This is a genomic window from Streptomyces sp. NBC_00727 (genome assembly GCF_045161745.1).
GTDB lineage: Bacteria > Actinomycetota > Actinomycetes > Streptomycetales > Streptomycetaceae > Streptomyces.
This window is the reverse complement of record NZ_CP108981.1, coordinates 5189897-5206860: the sequence shown is the minus strand read 5'-3', so window position 1 is coordinate 5206860 and position 16964 is coordinate 5189897. Positions and strand designations below refer to the sequence as shown.

11 protein-coding genes are annotated in these 16964 nt (G+C 70.5%); 1 reads left to right on the top strand and 10 read right to left on the bottom strand.

Going from position 1 to position 16964, the window contains the following annotated elements:
- Positions 1 to 74 precede the first annotated feature (74 nt).
- Positions 75 to 1697 carry an adenosine deaminase gene (locus tag OG242_RS23685; RefSeq protein WP_405900071.1) on the top strand — a complete coding sequence of 541 codons (1623 nt, stop codon included), beginning with the start codon at positions 75 to 77 and terminating at the stop codon, positions 1695 to 1697.
- Between the two features lie 62 nt (positions 1698 to 1759).
- Here the strand turns inward: OG242_RS23685 and OG242_RS23680 are convergent, their stop codons facing one another.
- The 10 genes from OG242_RS23680 to cimA all read right to left on the bottom strand — a co-directional run bounded on the left by OG242_RS23680 (position 1760) and on the right by cimA (position 16872).
- Complete coding sequence (locus tag OG242_RS23680; protein ID WP_405900070.1) at positions 1760 to 3172, bottom strand: hypothetical protein; 1413 nt, start codon at positions 3170 to 3172, stop codon at positions 1760 to 1762.
- Between the two features lie 73 nt (positions 3173 to 3245).
- Positions 3246 to 6323: a glycoside hydrolase family 3 N-terminal domain-containing protein gene (locus OG242_RS23675; protein ID WP_405900069.1), complete on the bottom strand. Its 3078-nt coding sequence runs from the start codon at positions 6321 to 6323 to the stop codon at positions 3246 to 3248.
- A gap of 101 nt (positions 6324 to 6424) precedes the next feature.
- Entirely contained in the window at positions 6425 to 7843 is a 1419-nt protein-coding gene (locus OG242_RS23670) for a GH1 family beta-glucosidase (protein WP_405900068.1), read from the bottom strand.
- Between the two features lie 43 nt (positions 7844 to 7886).
- A complete protein-coding gene (locus OG242_RS23665) occupies positions 7887 to 8897 on the bottom strand; it encodes an ABC transporter ATP-binding protein (protein ID WP_405900067.1) in 1011 nt (336 codons plus the stop codon).
- A complete protein-coding gene (locus tag OG242_RS23660) occupies positions 8894 to 9874 on the bottom strand; it encodes an ABC transporter permease (RefSeq protein WP_405900066.1) in 981 nt (326 codons plus the stop codon). The genes OG242_RS23665 and OG242_RS23660 overlap by 4 nt, the downstream gene beginning before the upstream one ends.
- Before the next feature lie 202 nt (positions 9875 to 10076).
- On the bottom strand, positions 10077 to 11057 hold the full coding sequence (locus tag OG242_RS23655; RefSeq protein WP_405900065.1) for an ABC transporter permease: 981 nt from the start codon (positions 11055 to 11057) through the stop codon (positions 10077 to 10079).
- Positions 11054 to 12115 carry an ABC transporter ATP-binding protein gene (locus OG242_RS23650; protein WP_405900064.1) on the bottom strand — a complete coding sequence of 354 codons (1062 nt, stop codon included), beginning with the start codon at positions 12113 to 12115 and terminating at the stop codon, positions 11054 to 11056. The genes OG242_RS23655 and OG242_RS23650 overlap by 4 nt, the downstream gene beginning before the upstream one ends.
- Before the next feature lie 33 nt (positions 12116 to 12148).
- Positions 12149 to 13825, bottom strand: coding sequence for an ABC transporter substrate-binding protein (locus OG242_RS23645; RefSeq protein ID WP_405900063.1), 1677 nt, complete (start codon positions 13823 to 13825; stop codon positions 12149 to 12151).
- A gap of 128 nt (positions 13826 to 13953) precedes the next feature.
- Positions 13954 to 14928, bottom strand: coding sequence for a LacI family DNA-binding transcriptional regulator (locus tag OG242_RS23640; RefSeq protein WP_405900062.1), 975 nt, complete (start codon positions 14926 to 14928; stop codon positions 13954 to 13956).
- 336 nt (positions 14929 to 15264) lie between these two features.
- Entirely contained in the window at positions 15265 to 16872 is a 1608-nt protein-coding gene (gene cimA, locus OG242_RS23635; RefSeq protein WP_405900061.1) for a citramalate synthase, read from the bottom strand.
- Between the last annotated feature and the right edge of the window lie 92 nt (positions 16873 to 16964).

Genomic DNA, 16964 nt, shown 5'->3' with positions numbered 1-16964 from the left:
TCGTTCGGGTGGACGTTCTCTCGCAAAGGCATGATTCGGGGGCAAATGACCTTGGCGAGCGCGATCATGCGTCGGTGATCATTACCCCTCGGACGGCACGCCGTCCCAAGTCCTCACTCCTGGCCGGGATCGGCGGGGCGCTCGCCCTCCTGGCAGTGCTTCCGGCGCTCCCGGCGACCGCCGCCGCCCCCGCGCAGGACGGCGCCGCGCGCGCCGCCGCCCCCGCGTCGCCCCGCGCGGTGACGCCGGCCGAGCGCCGCACCGCCGCGTACCTGGACTCGCTGCGGGACCGGCCCGCCCGGCTGCGGGCCTTCTTCAAGGAGCTGCCGAAGGGCGGCGACCTGCACAACCACCTGTCCGGCGCGGTGACCACCGAGTACCTGCTGCGGCTCGCGATCGAGCAGGGGCTGTGCATCGACGCGACGATGACCGCGGTGGCGTCGCCGTGCGCCCCGGGCGCCCGGCCGGCGTCCGACGCACGGACCGACGAGGCGTTCCGGCAGCGGATCATCCGGGCCTGGTCGATGCAGGACTTCCCGGCCGACGAGTCCGGGCACGACCACTTCTTCGACACGTTCGGCAAGTTCGGCATGGCGACCTGGTACGCCCGGGGCAAGATGCTCGCCAACGTCGCGAACACCGTGGTGAAGCAGAACCAGTTCTACCTGGAGACCATGGTCAGCCCGGCCTCCGACAGCGCCAAGTCGCTGGCCGACGCAGTGGGTTACGACGCCGACCTGGCCGCGCTGCACCACAAGCTGCTGGCCGGCGGGAAGCTCGACAAGGTCATCGACGAGGCGGTCAAGGAGGCCGACGACAGCGACGCGCAGTTCCGCGAGGCCGCGCACTGCGACACGCCGCACCCGGCGCCCGGCTGCCGGCTGCCCGTCCGGTGGATCTCGCAGGTCTCCCGGGGCAGCTCCCCGGTCCGGGTGTTCACGCAGATGGCGGTCGGCATGCGGCTGGCCGAGCGCGACCCGCGGTTCGTCGCGGTCAACCTCGTCCAGCCGGAGGACTGGGACAGCTCGCTGGAGAACTACAGCCTTCAGATGCGGATGCTGAAGTACCTGCGCGGGCAGTACCCGGGCGCCCACCTCACCCTGCACGCCGGTGAGCTGGCCCCCGGCCTGGTCAAGCCGGAGGACCTGACCTTCCACATCAACGAGGCGGTTCGGGTCGCCGGGGCCGAGCGCATCGGGCACGGCGTGGACCTGGTCCACGAGGACGACTGGCGCCGGCTGGCCCGTACGATGGCGCGGCGCCACGTGGCCGTCGAGGTGCCGTTCTCCAGCAACAAGCAGATCCTCGGCATCGCGGGCGACGACCACCCGTTCAACGCGTACCGCCGCTACGGCGTGCCGATCGTGCTGTCCACGGACGACCCGGGCGTCTCCCGGATCGACATCAGCCACGAGTACCAGTACGCCGCGAAGACGTACAGCCTCTCGTACACCGAGCTGAAGGACCTGGCCCGCGCCTCGCTGGAGTACGCCTTCCGCGACGGCCGCAGCCTGTGGGCCGCCGGCAGCGCGCCCTCCGGCTACCGCGTGGTCGCGGCCTGCCGGGCCGACCGCCCCGGTGGCGGCCGGCCGGGCGCGCGCTGCGCGGACTACCTGGCGGGCAGCCCGAAGGCGGCGACCGAGTGGCGCCAGGAGGCGGCCTTCGCCTCCTTCGAGCGCACCCACGGCGGTCGCTGAACCGGTCGGACCATGCCGGGAGGGGGTACGGGGCGGGTGTCCCGTACCCCCTCCTCATGCCGTCAGAACCCGCCCCCGAAGTCGCCTCCCCCGCCGAAGCCGCCCCCGTCACCGAAGCCGCCGCCGTCCCCGAAGCCTCCGCCGTCGAAGCCGGACGAGTCGAAGTCGGAGCCCGAGAAGTCACCGCCCATGTCGCCGCCGTAGTCGCCGCCCCCGTAGTCCGCCGCGTACGCCGGGGTGGCCAGCATCGAGCCGAGCATGGTGCCGACCAGGAGCCCGGGCAGCAGGCCGCCGCCGAAGTAGCCGCCCGCCCAGGGTCCGTAGGCCGGGCCCGCCTCCCAGTACGGGCGGCGCCTGCCGTCGCCCACGTCGACGGTCCGGCTCACCGGGTCCTCGCCCTCGCGCAGCCGCACCTCGTCCGCCGCGCACACCGGGACCTCGCGGGCGCTGCCGCCCGCCGGGGACCAGCGGACGTCGGCGACCGAGGGGCCGTGGCGCGGGTCGAAGAAGCAGGGCGGGCGGCGGACCGGGAGCTCGCGGCCGGTGCGGCGGGCGTCGAGCACCGCGAGCGAGTAGCGCCCGTCCTCCAGGGCCCGGGTCACCCCGCGCACGTCCGAGGGGTGCTCCGCGTGCGCCATACGGGACTTGGCGCTCTCGTAGGAGTCGAGGGCGCGTTCGTAGTCGGCGCGCATCGCGTCGTCGGCGCCCGCCTCCGCCGGGTGGAAGTCGAGCCGTTCCAGGGTCTCCCCGTACGCCGTGATGTCCTCGTCCACGACGACCCGCAGCTTGTCCAGGGCGGCCCGCTCCTCGGCCTCCTTGGCCCTGCGGTTGCGGCGTACGACCGTGTACGCGGCGGCGCCGCCGAGGACGACCACGGCGCCGGTGACGGCCAAGCCGACGGCGGCCGAGCCGCCGGTGGACGCGGAGTGCTCACCGCCGCTCCAGGAGGCGGGCGCGCTGCCCCGGGCCTGTTCGACGGCGCGGTCCACGAAGGCGTTGAGCTGGGTCGCCGCGTCGGTGTCCGCGCCGGGTGTCTTCACGGCGGCGGTGAGGTTGATGACGGCGTTCCGGGACATCACCCGCGGGTCGGCGCCCGCGCTGAAGCCGTCGCCGAGGCGTATGGCGTAGACGCCGGTGATGCCGGTCTCGGTGCGCAGGGTGCGCAGCACGCTGTCCTCGGGGAAGGCGGCGGTGTTCGGCAGCACGGCCACGAACACCGGCTTGTCCGCGTCCTCGATCTTCTTGCTCAGCGCGGCGGCCTGGCTCCGGGAGAGCTGGTCGGCGGCGGCCGGGTCGACGTAGACGGGTCCCTTGCGCAGGGCCTGGGCGACGTCCTCGACGGTGGAGGCGCCGGTCGCGGCCGGTGCGGCGGGGGCCGCCGCGGGGGCCAGGAAGAGGGCGAGGGCGGACAGCAGGGCCAGGAGCCCCGCCAGGAACGCCGGGGCCCGGAAGCTGTGGAACGGCCTGTTCCGCATACTCCCAAGCTAACGCACACGCGTACGAAACGGGCGGGCGGCCTCCTGGGGCCGCCCGCCCGTCCCGCGTCGCTCAGGCGGCCCGGTAGGCCGTCCTGAGCTTGGCCACCGCACCGGTCAGGTCACCGGTGAGCAGCAGGTGGTCGGCGTCCGCGAACGGCTTGGACACCTTCTCGGTCAGCTTGCCGCCGGTCTTCTGCTGGACCAGCAGACGGGCCTGGCCGACGATCTCCCTACCGACCACCGTCCGGCCGAGGCCGGCGCGCTCCGCGACCTGTGCGGCCACGCCGAGCAGGGTGAGCGTCAGCTCGCCGCCCGCCGGGGGCTTCTTCAGCGTGGTGAGGCCCCAGCCGTACGGGAACTGCGGGTCGTACGCCTTGTCGCCCACGTTGATCGGGAGCTGCGCCTCGGACTTGGGCCAGGTCACCGGGAGCTGCCCGGTGAAGGCCCGCTTGCCGAAGAGCACGTCGGCGACGCCGTCGCCCTCGGAGCCCGGCAGCCAGGACGCCACCAGCGCGTCGATGTCGCCGAGCCGGTCCCCGATGAGCTGCGGGCGGCCCGAGACGATCAGGACGGCGCACTTCATCGCGGCGCAGACCTTGTCGACCGCGGCCTTGTCGGCGTCGGACAGCTCCAGGTCGTGCCCGTTGCCGACGTCGCCGACACCCTCCGCGTACGGGGTCTCACCGACGACCACCACGCCCACGTCGTAGCCGGCGGTGTCGGCGGACGCGTCCTTGGAGTACGTGACGGACGCGGCGTCCTTCTTCATGGCGGACAGGATCGTCGTGCCCGGGGTGATGGCGCCGGACGAGCCCTGCCAGCTGACGGTCCAGCCACCGGCCTGGTTGCCGATGTCATCGGCGTTGGAGCCGGCCACGTACACCTTCTGCGAGGACTTCAGCGGCAGCACGCCGCCGTCGTTCTTCAGCAGCACCTGCGACTTGGCGGCGGCCTCGCGGGCCACGGCGCGGTGCTCGGCGGAGCCGATCTTGTCCAGGTTGGCGGTGTCGGCGTACGGCTTCTCGAAGAGGCCCAGCTTGAACTTCTGCGTCAGGATGCGGGAGACCGCGTCGTCGATCCGGGCCTGGGAGATCCGGCCGGCGCCGACCTCGTCCTGGAGCGTCTTCGTGAAGTCCTTGTACGCCGTCGGAACCATGATCATGTCGAGTCCGGCGTTGATGGAGGTGCGCACGTCACTCGCGTAGTCGCCGGGGATCTGGTCGATCGCCTGCCAGTCGCTGATGACGAAGCCCTCGAAGCCCATCCGGTCCTTGAGCACGCCGTTGATCATCTCGGCGTCGCCGTGCATCTTCACCGGGCCCTTGTCGTCCCCGATGATGTCGAGCGAGGAGTAGGACGGCATGACCGTGCCGACGCCGCGCTTGACCGCGTCCGCGAAGGGCGCGAGGTGGACGGCCTCCAGCTCCTGCCGGGTGACCTTGGTGACGCCCTGGTCGGTCGTGTACGAACCGGTGGTCGACGAGCCGTACTCCGTACCGCCGTCCCCGACGTAGTGCTTGGCGGTGGCCAGGACCTTGTCGTTGCGGTCCAGGTCCTTGCCGTTGGCGGCGCCCTGCATGCCCTGGATCACGGTCTCCAGGGACTGCACGAGCGCCGGGTCCTCACCGTAGGACTCGTAGGAGCGGCCCCAGCGCTCGTCGCGCGAGACGCAGAGGCAGGGCGCGAAGTCCCACGGGACACCGGTGGCGCGGACCTCGCTCGCGGTGACGGCGCCCGTCTTCTCGGCGAGCTTCGGGTCGCGGGTGGCGCCGAGGCCGACGTTGTGCGGCATGACCGTCGCGCCGACGAGGTTGTTGTGGCCGTGCACCGCGTCCACGCCGTAGATCAGCGGGATCTGGAAGCGGGTGGCCTGGGCGCGCAGCTGGTAGCCGTCGATCATCTTCGCCCACGCCTCGGGGGTGTTGGGCGAGGGGACCGAGCCGCCGCCGGAGAGCAGCGAGCCGAGGTCGTAGGTGGCGATGTCGCTCTGCGAGCCGAGTGCGTTGCGCTCGGCCTGGGTCATCTGGCCGGCCTTCTCGGCGGGCGACATCCGGGCGAGCAGGTCGGCGACCCGCTTCTTCACCGGCAGCTTGGCGTTCTGGTACGGCAGCCCGTGGGCGTCGATGACGACCTGCGGGTTCTCCTTGGGCGGCCGGGCGCCGGTGACGGTCAGTTCCAGCGGGACGGTCTTCGCGGACGCGGCGCCGGAGACCTTCTTCGTCGCGACGGCCACCTTGTGGGTGGTGCCCGACGCGGTGCCAGCGGGGAAGGTGTACGTGCCGCTGACCGGGGTGAAGTCGGTGCCGGGCTTCGCCGTGCCGCCCTTCGTCCCGTACGCGACGGTGACGGGCTCCTCCAGCGGGACGGACCCGGTGGTGGTGAGCGTGAAGCCGAGGGACGCGGACGCGCCCTGCTTGACGGGGACCACCGCCGCGTCGGTGACGACGCTCGCCTTCAGTGCCGCGTCGGCCTTGCCGTACAGCTCCACGCCGTCCATGGCGAACTTGCCGGGGGCGCCGGTCGGCAGGGTGAGGGCGTACCCCCACATCTCGTTCAGGCCGAGGACCTGGTCGATGCCGCCGACGGGCTGGTAGTCGCCCCGGTAGGTGAAGTCGGCGAACGGGATCTCGACGAGGTGCCAGCCCTCCCAGTCGTCGGTGAAGGAGGTGGTCCACAGCTCGGAGGCCTCGCCGTTGGCGCCGCCGTCCTTGATCTCGAAGTTGATCCGCTTGCCCGAACCGGGCGGCAGGGGGGCGGTGTTCTGGCCGTACCACCAGAAGCGGATGCCCTTGTGGGCGGACCAGTCGTGCGGCTGCGCGTCGGCGGCGTAGTCGTGGCTGAGGCCGCCGTAGCCGCTGATGTCGTAGGTGCCTTCGAGGACCTTGGCGCCCTCGGGGGCGTCGGCCCGGTCCTTGAGCGTCAGGGTGGGCGGGTCGTCGGCGTCGCCGCCCCAGGTGAAGATGCCCTCGGCCGGCTGGTTGGCGAAGGGCACCTCCCCCTCGAAGCGGTCCACGGCGACCGGCGCCGGTTCGTCGGCGGCCGGTGCCGCCGTGGACGGGACGGCCCCGGCGAGCAGGCCGGCCACCACGGTGGCTGCGGCCAGCACGGCGGTCGCGGGTCTCGCCCGGTGGCGGGTGCGGAGTGGCATGTGCGGCTCCTTCGTACGGGTTGCTGATGCGGTGCGTACGGGCGGCGCGGGCCCTGCGGACCCGCGCCGGTGCTGCTGTCCTGCGGGGGGCGAGTGGGTGGTTACGCGTCGCGGGTGAGCCGGATGGTGTCGCGGTACCACTTGGCGCTGTCCTTGAGCGTCCGCACCTGCGTGTCGTAGTCGACGCGGACGATGCCGAACCGCTTGTCGTAGCCGTAGGACCACTCGAAGTTGTCCATCAGCGACCAGGCGAAGTAGCCCCGCACGTCCGCGCCCTGGGCGCGGGCCGCGGCGACGGCGGCGATGTGGTCGGCGAGATAGGTGGTGCGGTCGGCGTCGTGGATCTCGCCGTCCTCGGAGAGGGTGTCGTCGAACGCGGCGCCGTTCTCCGTGATGACCGTCGGGAGGCCGTAGTCCTTCTCCAGACGGACGAGCAGGTCGGTGAGGGCGGTGGGGGTGATCTCCCAGTCCATGGCGGTACGCGGCAGCTCCCGCTCCACCTGCCGGGTGACGGGCAGCCCGTCGGCGTCGGCGGTCGCGCCGTCCTCCGTGACGCCGGAGAACAGCGAGCCCCGGTAGAAGTTGACGCCGAGGACGTCCAGCGGCGTCGAGATCGCGGCCAGGTCGCCGTCCTGGACGGGCAGTTCGATGCCCTGGGCGGCGAGGTCGGCGACGACGTCCTCGGGGTAGGAGCCCTTGACGACCGGGTCCAGGTAGATCCGGGCGCCCATGCCGTCGGCGCGGCGGCACGCCTCGGCGTCCTCGTGGCTGTCGGTCTCCGGGGTGGCGGTGCCCAGGTTGAGGGTGATGCCGAGTTCGAGCTCGTCGCCCCGGGCCGCGGCCTGCTCGCGCATGTACTGGGAGGCGAGGCCGTGGCCGAGGAGCAGGTGGTGCACGGCGTGGATCGCCTCGCCGAAGTTCTGCCGGCCGGGCGCCTGGTTGCCGTAGGCGTAGCCGAGCATCGCCGAGCACCAGGGCTCGTTGAGCGTGGTCCAGTGCTTGACCCGGTCACCGAACGCGTCGTAGGCGAGCGCGGCGTACTCGGCGAAGCGGTACGCGGTGTCGCGCACCGGCCAGCCGCCTGCGTCCTCCAGCTCCTGCGGCAGGTCCCAGTGGTAGAGGGTGACCCAGGGGGTGACGCCCTTGGCCTCCAGCTCGTCGAGCAGCCGCTTGTAGAAGTCGAGGCCCTTCGGATTGGCGGGGCCCCGGCCGCCCGGCTGGATGCGCGGCCAGGCCAGCGAGAAGCGGTACGTGTCGACGCCCAGGTCCGCGATGAGCTGCACGTCCTCGGGCATCCGGTGGTAGTGGTCGCACGCCACGTCACCGTTCTCACCGCGGACGACCATGCCCGGCACCCGGCAGTACGTGTCCCAGATGGACGGCGTCCTGCCGTCCTCGGCCGCCGCGCCCTCGATCTGGTACGCGGCTGTGGCGACGCCCCAGCGGAAGCCGGCGGGCAGACCGGGTACGGCCTGGGCGGCGATCTCGCGGGCGTATGCCTGAGGGGTGACGGGGTTCATGGTTCTCCTGTGGTGTGCGTTGCTCGTGGGCGGCGGCCGGGCGCTACGCGCGGGCGGCGGTGGCCGGGGCCTCGTGGTGGAGCCAGCAGGCCACCGAGCGGGAGCCGTCCGCGTCCGGCGCCGCGAGCACCGGGACGTGGGTGTCGCAGCCCTCGACCTTCTTGGTGCAGCGGGGGTGGAAGGCGCAGCCGGACGGCATGGCCGACAGGTGCGGGGGTGAGCCGGGGATGCCGCTGAGTTCGCGGCGGGGCCCGTGCAGCGCGGGGAAGGAGTGCAGCAGCCCGGCGCTGTACGGGTGGCGGGGGTCGCGGTAGATCTCGGAGGCGCCGGCCTGCTCCACGATCCGGCCGCCGTACATGATCGCGATCCGGTCGGAGAACTCGATCAGCAGCGAGATGTCGTGGGTGATGAAGACGACGGAGAAGCCGAGTTCCTCGCGGAGGCGGATCAGCTGGCGCAGGATCTGGCGCTGCATGACGACGTCGAGCGCGGTGGTCGGCTCGTCCATGATGACGATCTCGGGCTCCAGGGCGAGCGCCATCGCGATCATCACGCGCTGGCGCATGCCGCCGGAGAGCTGGTGCGGGTAGGCGCCGAGCCGGTCCGCGGAGATCCCGACCAGGCTGAGCAGTTCCCGGGCCCTGGCGGTGCGGTCGGCCTTCTTCATCTCCGGGCGGTGCGCCTGGAGGACGTCGGTGAGCTGGTTGTGGACCGTGTACACGGGGTTCAGCGAGTTCATCGCACCCTGGAAGACGATCGACAGCTCCTGCCAGCGGAAGGCGCGCAGCTCGGCCGCCGACAGGGCGAGCAGGTCGAGGGAGGCGCCGTCGCGCTGGTGGTAGTGGACCTGGCCGCCGGTGATGACGCCGGGCGGGGAGAGGAGCCGGGTGACCGCGTAGGCCAGGGTGGACTTGCCGGAGCCGGACTCGCCGGCGAGGCCGAGGACCTCGCCGCGGTGCAGGGTGAGGTCGATGTCGCGCAGGGCGTGCACGGCGTCGGCGCCGGTCCCGTAGTCGACGTTGAGGCCGCTGATGGTGAGGACGGGCTCGCTCATGAGCGGGTCTCCTTGTGGCGCTGGGTGCCGGTACGGGCCACCGGGGTGAAGCCGACGCGCATCTTGACCTTCCGGGACCCGCCGGTCTCGGTGCGCAGCCGCGGGTTGACGAACTCGTCGATGCCGAAGTTGATCAGGGCGAGGGACATGCCGAGCAGGGCGATGCAGAGCCCGGCCGGGACGAACCACCACCAGGCGCCCTGGGCGAGTGCCTGGCTGGACTGCGCCCAGAACAGGACGGTCCCCCAGTTCCAGTTGGAGATGTCGGCGACGCCGATGAAGGCGAGGGTGATCTCGGAGAGGATCGCGAAGATGACCGTGCCGACGAAGCCGGAGGCGATGACGGCGGTGAGGTTCGGCATGACCTCGAAGATGATGATCCGCCAGGTCGGTTCGCCCGTGGCACGGGCCGCCTCCACGTAGTCGCGGCGGCGCAGCGACAGGGTCTGGGCGCGCAGGACGCGGGCGCCCCACGCCCAGGAGGTGAGGGCGATGACGAAGGCGATGAGCAGGTCGCCGGCGTCCGTGACGAAGCTGGCGATGATGATGATCAGCGGCAGTCCGGGGATGACCAGGAAGACGTTGGACAGCAGCGACAGCGCCTCGTCGGCCAGCCCGCCGAGGAAGCCGGCGGTGACGCCGATCAGCACGGACAGGGCGGTGGCGAGGATGCCCGCGACGAAGCCGACGAGGAGCACGCCCCGGGTGCCGACGAGGATCTGCGAGAGCACGTCCTGACCGGTCTGCGTGGTGCCGAACCAGTGCGACCCGGAGGGCGGCTGCAGCAGGTCCTGGCTCATCGCGCTGGGGTCGTACGGGGCGATCCACGGGCCGATGATCGCCATCAGCACGAAGAAGAGCAGGATGCCCAGTCCGACGACGGTCTTCCGGCCGCGCAGGAACCGGAACTTGCGCTTGCTCGCTGCCGGGGTTTCGGTGGCATCGAGTGCGGCGACTTCGGTGGCGGTGACGGCCATGTCTAGTGCCTCTCGTCCGGATCAGGCCGGAAAGGGAGCGGGGCCTGGCGCGTGCAGCTGCAAGGCGGAGGATTGAGACAGATGGGGTCTCCCCTGCTCGAACGAAGTTGAGAGCTTGGGGAAGGAGCGTTGGTGATTGACGACAACGCCGCAGATGTGCGTGCCAGGCCACGCGAGCCCGGCCTGATCTGGACGAGAGGCACTATGCCTCCCTTCGGGTACGGGGGTCGAGGAGCATGTAGAGGATGTCGGCGAGGAGGTTCGCCGCGAGGACGGAGAGCGTGATGATGAGGAAGATGCCCTGCATGAGGGGGTAGTCCTTGGCGCCCACGCCCTGGAAGAGCTGGTAGCCGATGCCCGGGTAGGAGAAGACCATCTCCACCAGGAGCGTGCCGCCGACGATGAAGCCGAGCGAGAGGGCGAAGCCGGAGATGTTGGGCAGGATCGCGTTGCGTGCCGCGTATCCGAACATCACCCGGCGCTCGGAGAGGCCCTTGGCCTGGGCGACCATGACGTAGTCCTCGCTGGACACCGTCACCATCATGTTCCGCATGCCGAGGATCCAGCCGGCCACGGCGCTGAGGACGATCGTGAAGCCGGGCAGCACCCCGTGGTAGAGCGCGCTGGAGATGAACGGCCAGTCGAAGGCGGGCACCAGCGAGTTGTCGTAACCGCCGTCGGCCGGGAAGAACGGCCACTTCACGGCGAACAGCGAGATCGCGATGAGCCCGAGCCAGAAGTACGGGATGGACGAGATGAACGTGGTGACGGGCAGCAGGCTGTCCATCCAGGAGCCGCGCCGCCAGCCCGTGAAGACGCCGATGCCGGTGCCGAGCAGGAAGCTGATCAGCGTGGTGATGCCGACGAGCGCGAGCGTCCAGGGCAGCGACTGGGCGATGACCTCGCTGACCGGCGTCGGGAAGAAGGTGAACGACAGGCCGAGGTCGCCGTGGAACAGGTGCGCCCAGTAGTCGGTGTACTGCTGCCAGATCGACTGCTTCTTGTCGAGGCCGAACAGGGCCTTCAGCGAGTCGATGGCGTTGGTGTCCAGCTGGCCCTGGAAGCGGGCGATGAGCGCCTGGACGGGGTCGCCCGGCATGAGGCGCGGGATGAGGAAGTTGATCGTGATGGCGGCCCAGGCCGTGACCAGGTAGAAGGCGAGCCGTTGGAGCAGGAACTTCACTTCGCAGCCTCCTTCTGGTGGTCGTCGGTGCGGGCGGTGCCGGTGCCGTCGTACAGCCAGCAGGCGGCCCACTGGCCGTCGGCCAGGTCGAAGCGGGGCGGCAGTTCGGTGCGGCAGCGCTCCATCGCCTGGGGGCAGCGGGGGTGGAAGCGGCAGCCGGCCGGCGGGTCGATGAGCGACGGGGGCTCGCCGGTGCCGTTCTCCTCCGGCTCCTCCTCGGCGCCCGACCGGTCCGGGTGGGGCGCCGAGGCGATGAGCAGCTGGGTGTAGGGGTGTGCGGGGCGCTGGGTGACGGTCTCGCTGTCACCGCCCTCAACGATCCGGCCCGCGTACATCACCAGCGTGGTGTCCGCGAAGTAGCGGGCGGAGGCGATGTCGTGGGTGATGTAGAGGATCGCGAGGTGGAGCCGGTCCTTGAGGTCCTTGAGCAGGTTGAGCACCCCGAGCCGGATGGACACGTCCAGCATCGAGACCGGCTCGTCGGCCAGGAGGACCTGGGGGTCGGCGCCGAGCGCGCGGGCGATGGCCACGCGCTGGCGCTGACCGCCCGACAGCTCGTGCGGGAACTTGTCCAGGTACTGATGAGGAGGAGTCAGCTGGACGCGGTTCAGCAGAGCGGTCAGGTTCTGTTCCAGTTCCGCCTCGCCGTTGCCGGCCCGGCCGTGGATCTTCAGCGACCGGGTCAGGTGGTAGCGCACGGTGTGCACGGGGTTCAGCGAGGCGAACGGGTCCTGGAAGATGAGCTGGACCCGGCGTACGTAACTGCGGAAGGACCGGCCACGTCCGGCCCTCACCGGCTGCCCGCCCAGGTGGATCTCGCCCGAGGTGAGCGGATACAGCTGCGCGAGCAGTCTGGCGACGGTGGACTTCCCGGAGCCCGACTCCCCCACCAGTGCCGTGACGGTGCCGCGCCGCAGTTCCAGCGAGGCGTCGTCGACGGCGTGGACGGTACGGCGCGTGCGCGCGAGGAGATCGCGGGCGTTGCGCCGCACGGCGAAGTGCTTGGTGACTCCGCGTGCTTCGAGCACGATGTGGTTGTTCTCTGGCTGTTCAGACATGACCGGTACCTGGAATCCCTGAGTCCCTGCGTACTACTTGGCGGGCTTGAGCTTCAGCACGATCTCCAGCGAGGAGCGCTGGGTGTGCTGCGGGTCGGCGTACGGGTCGTCCTCGGTGGGCCAGCCCACCCAGTTCTTCGTGGAGTACTCCGCCCCGATGGGCGCGGCCGCGGTCGGGACCATCGGCGCCTGCTCGACCATGATCTTCTGGAGGGTGTCCATCGCGGACTTGCGGGAGACGTCCGACTGGGCCTGGGCGAAGTCCTTCAGCGCCTCGGTGGCCTCGGTGTTCTTGAAGCGGCCGAAGTTGCCGGACTGGGACGGCTTGCCGATGGGCTGGAGCAGGGCCCCGTCCATGATGTTCTGGTACATGTCGTACGGGGTGGCGCCGCTGTTGGTCCAGTGCAGGGTGGCGTCGAAGTTGCCGTTGGCGACGTCCGCGTTCCAGGAGTCCGCGGTCTGCGTCTTGACCTTGGCGTCGATGCCGATCTTCTTGATGTTGTCCTTGATGATCGACAGGCCGGTGATGTAGTCGTTCCAGCCGGCCGGGTCGGTGAAGGTGAGCTTCACCGGCTTGCCGCCCGGGTCCTTGAGGACGCCGCCGCTGAGCGTGAAGCCGGCCTTCTCCAGGACCTTCTTGGCGCCCTCGACGTCCGGCTTCGTGGTGGCGTTCTTGAACTCGTCGGAGAGGAAGGACTTCCCGGCCGGCAGCGGGATGCCGGTGGGGTTGGTGATCTCCGGGTAGAGCGTCGCCTCGGCCTGGGTGTAGATGGCGTTGCGGTCGATGACCATCGCCATGGCCCTGCGGAGCGCCGGGTTGTCGAACGGCTTGCGGGTGGTGTTGAACCAGAGGCCGTGGATGCCGAGGCCGGAGGGGAACCACAGCTTGTGGTTCCCCGGGTCCTTGGCGATGAACAGCTTCTTGTAGTCCGGCATGAAGACGAAGGACCACTCCAGCTTGCCGCTGGCCAGCGCGGTGGTGGCCGCGTTGTTGTCGTTGTACGTGCTGTAGCGCAGCTCCTTGACCTTGGTCGACCCCTTCCAGTAGGTCGGCGTCGCGGTCAGGGTGGTGGTCTGCGGCGTGAAGGTCTTCAGCTTGTACGGGCCGGAGCCGACGGGCTTGCGGTTGGGCCAGGTCTCCGGGTTCTCGACCTTCTCCCAGATGTGCTTGGGCACGATGTACTGCTGGATGATCTTGTTCTGGTTGACGTACTGCGAGTCGTCGAAGGTGAGGACGACCTTCTTGTCCTTGACCTCGATGCCGCCCCACTTGATGCCGTCGGCGTTGAGCGCCGGGTGCTTCTTGAGCAGGTTGAAGGTGAAGGCCACGTCCTCGGCGGTCAGCGGCTTGCCGTCGGCCCACTTGGCGCGGTCGTCGAGGGTGAAGGTGACCTTGTGGAAGTTGAGGTCCCACGTCCAGTCGGTCGCCAGCCACGGGTCGGCCTTGTCGGCGGGCCGGATCTGGCTGGTCATCGCCAGCGGCTCGTAGATCATCCAGCGGTAGCCGAGGGTGGCGCTCGCCGAGGTGTTCAGGAACGGGTTGCTGTTGTTCGTCTGCGGCCCGTCCGGCTTGCCGATGGTCAGGACGCCCGAAGCGGCACCGCCGGCGTTCTTGTTGTGGTTCGAGTTGGCCGAGGAACAGCCTGCGGCGAGTGCGACCACCGCGGTGGCGAGCGCGGCGGCTCTCAGCGTGTGACGGCGTGCGGACATAGCGACTCCAGGAGGGACTGGCGGGTCTGTGGGATCCGGAAGCGGGCAGCGCTGGGCGCGCCTTCGGTACGGGCGTTGCACTTACGGGCGGTGCGGGTGCGGTGTGGGCCTGGGGGTGCCCTTGTCCGCTAGGGCGCCGAGTGGCGCACGACCAGTTCGGTGGGGAGCACGACCGGGTTGTCGGGTACCGGTGTGCCGCCCAGGTGCGAGAGCAGCATGCGTGCGGCCGTCTCACCCATCTGCCGGGTGGGCTGGCGCACGGTGGTCAGGGGGGGTTCGGTGTGCTCGGACATCGGGATGTCGTCGAAGCCGACGACCGCGATGTCACCGGGCACGCTCTTCCCCGCGGCGCGCAACGCCCGCAGCACGCCTGCCGCGGTGATGTCGTTGTGCGCGAAGACCGAGTCGAACTCCGTTCCCGAGGCCAGGAGTTCTTCCACGGCGAGCCTGCCGGAGGCTTCGGTGAAGTCCCCCAGGACCACTAGGTCGGTGGGGAGGACCGACACGAACCCGGCCAGCCGGTCGCGTACGCAGCCGAAGTTCTCGGGGCCGGTGATCACGACGGGCCTGGTGCGGCCGGCGTCCCGCAGATGGCGGGCGGCCGACGCGCCTCCTTCGTGGTTGGTGGTCACGACGGAGGGGAATTCGGGGTGGTGGCCGCGATCGTCGATCAGCACGATCGGCAGGCCGCCACGGTGCAGTTCCGTGAGGTGGTCCAGGGTGTTCTCGGGTTCCACCACGACCAGTCCGTCGAAGGCCCGCGCCGACACCTGGCTGGTGAAGCGCTCCACGGACTCGGACCCGCGGTTGCAGGTGAACAGCAGCAGCCCGTAGTCGGCGGCCTCGACGGTGTCGACGACGCCCTGGAGCACCTCGCCCATCCAGGGCCAGGTCAGCGAGGGCACCAGCATGCCGACCGTACGGCTGCTGCCGCGGGCCAGACCGACGGCGCCCGAACTGGGCACGTAACCGAGCTGCGCGATCACTTCACGAACGCGGGCGGCCGTCGAACCGTCCACCTCGCCCTTGGTGTTGATGACCCGGGACACGGTCGTCTTGCTGACGCCGGCCTCGCGGGCGACATCAGCGATGGTGACACGCATCGGGGCCTCCAGGGACACAACGGGACAGAGAGAACGGCCGCATCGGCCGGTGATGGAACCGGTACCGCAACCGGTTCCGGAACCGGTACCGGCGTTGGTGGCTGGAGTTAACCCCGCTGGAACACGGCCGTCAATACTTCACGTCGAGATTGGTCCGTACCCATCTGATAACGAGAAGAACACGGTCCTTTCGTTCAACTCCTGAACGCACAACATCCTTGACGCGGCCTCCCGGATCCCGTTCACTCTCTCCCCGTACGGGGCTCCCGCACGCGAACGCCCCCGTCCGCCCCACCGGTTGCGGCGGGCGGACGGGGGCGGCGTGTCGTGCGGGCGTCAGTCCGTCGGTTCGAGGCCGGCGCGCAGCAGCCCGTAGGTGTACGCGTCCTCCAGCGCCTGCCAGGACGCGGAGATGATGTTCTCCGCGACCCCGACGGTCGACCAGTCGGCGGTGCCGTCGCCGGTGGTGATCAGGACGCGGGTGGTGGAGTCGGTGCCGGTGCGGCCCTCCAGGATGCGGACCTTGTAGTCCGTCAGCTCCAGCTTGGCCAGCTGCGGGTAGATCCGCTCCAGGGCCACCCGCAGCGCCCGGTCCAGGGCGTTGACCGGGCCGTTGCCCTCGGCGGTGGCGACGATCCGCTCGCCCTTGGCCCACAGCTTCACGGTCGCCTCGTTGGCGTGGGTGCCGTCGGGGCGGTCCTCGACGATCGCCCGCCAGGACTCCGTACGGAAGTAGCGCCGCACCCGCCCCTCGGCCTCGGCGCGCAGCAGCAGCTCGAAGGAGGCGTCGGCGGCCTCGTAGGTGTAGCCCTTGAGCTCGCGCTCCTTGACCCGTGCGACCACCCGGGCGACCAGCTCCCGGTCGCCGCCGAGGTCGATGCCGAGCTCGTCGCTCTTGAGCTCGATGGAGGCGCGTCCGGCCATGTCGGAGACCAGCATCCGCATGGTGTTGCCGACCAGGGCGGGGTCGATGTGCTGGTAGAGGTCCGGGTCGACCTTGATGGCGGAGGCGTGCAGCCCGGCCTTGTGCGCGAAGGCGGAGACGCCGACGTAGGGCTGGTGGGTGGACGGGGTGAGGTTGACGACCTCGGCGATGGCGTGCGAGACGCGGGTCATGTCGGCCAGCGCGCCCTCGGGCAGCACCCGCTTGCCGTACTTGAGCTCCAGCGCGGCGACGACCGGGAAGAGGTTGGCGTTGCCCACGCGCTCGCCGTAGCCGTTGGCGGTGCACTGGACGTGCGTGGCGCCCGCGTCGACGGCGGCGAGGGTGTTGGCGACGGCGCAGCCCGTGTCGTCCTGAGCGTGGATGCCGAGCCGGGCGCCGGTGTCGGCGATGACCGTGGAGACGACGGCCTGGATCTGGGCCGGGAGCATCCCGCCGTTGGTGTCGCAGAGGATGACGACGTCGGCGCCGGCCTCGGCGGCGGCCTTGACGACGGCCTTGGCGTACTCGGGGTTGGCGCGGTATCCGTCGAAGAAGTGCTCGCAGTCGACGAACACCCGGCGGCCCTGTTCGCGGAGGTGGGAGACGGTGTCGCGGACCATCTCCAGGTTCTCCTCCAGCGTGGTGCGCAGCGCGAGCTCCACATGGCGGTCGTGGGACTTGGCGACCAGCGTGATCACCGGGGCACCCGACTCCAGCAGCGCCTTGACCTGGGGGTCCGTCGCCGCCGTGCCGCCCGCCCTGCGGGTCGCGCCGAAGGCGACCAGCTCGGCGTTCTTGAACTCGATCTCCTGGCGGGCGCGGGCGAAGAACTCGGTGTCGCGGGGGTTGGCGCCCGGCCAGCCGCCCTCGATGAAGCCGACGCCGAACTCGTCCAGGTGCCGGGCGATGGTCAGTTTGTCGGCGACCGTCAGGTTGATGCCTTCACGCTGTGAACCGTCTCGCAGCGTGGTGTCGAAGACATGGAAGCTGTCGTCGGTGGGCTTGGCCTTGGTGGTCATGGCTGGTCTGACTCCTGTCGGATGAGTGGATCCGGACGGCTGGGCCGTGTCCGGCCCGGCTCCACTTGCCCCCGTCATCCCGCGCGCCTCGT

Bases quoted from the DNA above. Each gene is read 5' to 3' on its own strand.
- OG242_RS23640 (WP_405900062.1), bottom strand. From the start codon at position 14,928: ATGCGTGTCACCATCGCTGATGTCGCCCGCGAGGCCGGCGTCAGCAAG.
- cimA (WP_405900061.1), bottom strand. From the start codon at position 16,872: ATGACCACCAAGGCCAAGCCCACCGACGACAGCTTCCATGTCTTCGAC.
- OG242_RS23650 (WP_405900064.1), bottom strand. From the start codon at position 12,115: ATGTCTGAACAGCCAGAGAACAACCACATCGTGCTCGAAGCACGCGGA.
- OG242_RS23670 (WP_405900068.1), bottom strand. From the start codon at position 7,843: ATGAACCCCGTCACCCCTCAGGCATACGCCCGCGAGATCGCCGCCCAG.
- OG242_RS23665 (WP_405900067.1), bottom strand. From the start codon at position 8,897: ATGAGCGAGCCCGTCCTCACCATCAGCGGCCTCAACGTCGACTACGGG.
- OG242_RS23645 (WP_405900063.1), bottom strand. From the start codon at position 13,825: ATGTCCGCACGCCGTCACACGCTGAGAGCCGCCGCGCTCGCCACCGCG.
- OG242_RS23675 (WP_405900069.1), bottom strand. From the start codon at position 6,323: ATGCCACTCCGCACCCGCCACCGGGCGAGACCCGCGACCGCCGTGCTG.
- OG242_RS23660 (WP_405900066.1), bottom strand. From the start codon at position 9,874: ATGGCCGTCACCGCCACCGAAGTCGCCGCACTCGATGCCACCGAAACC.
- OG242_RS23680 (WP_405900070.1), bottom strand. From the start codon at position 3,172: ATGCGGAACAGGCCGTTCCACAGCTTCCGGGCCCCGGCGTTCCTGGCG.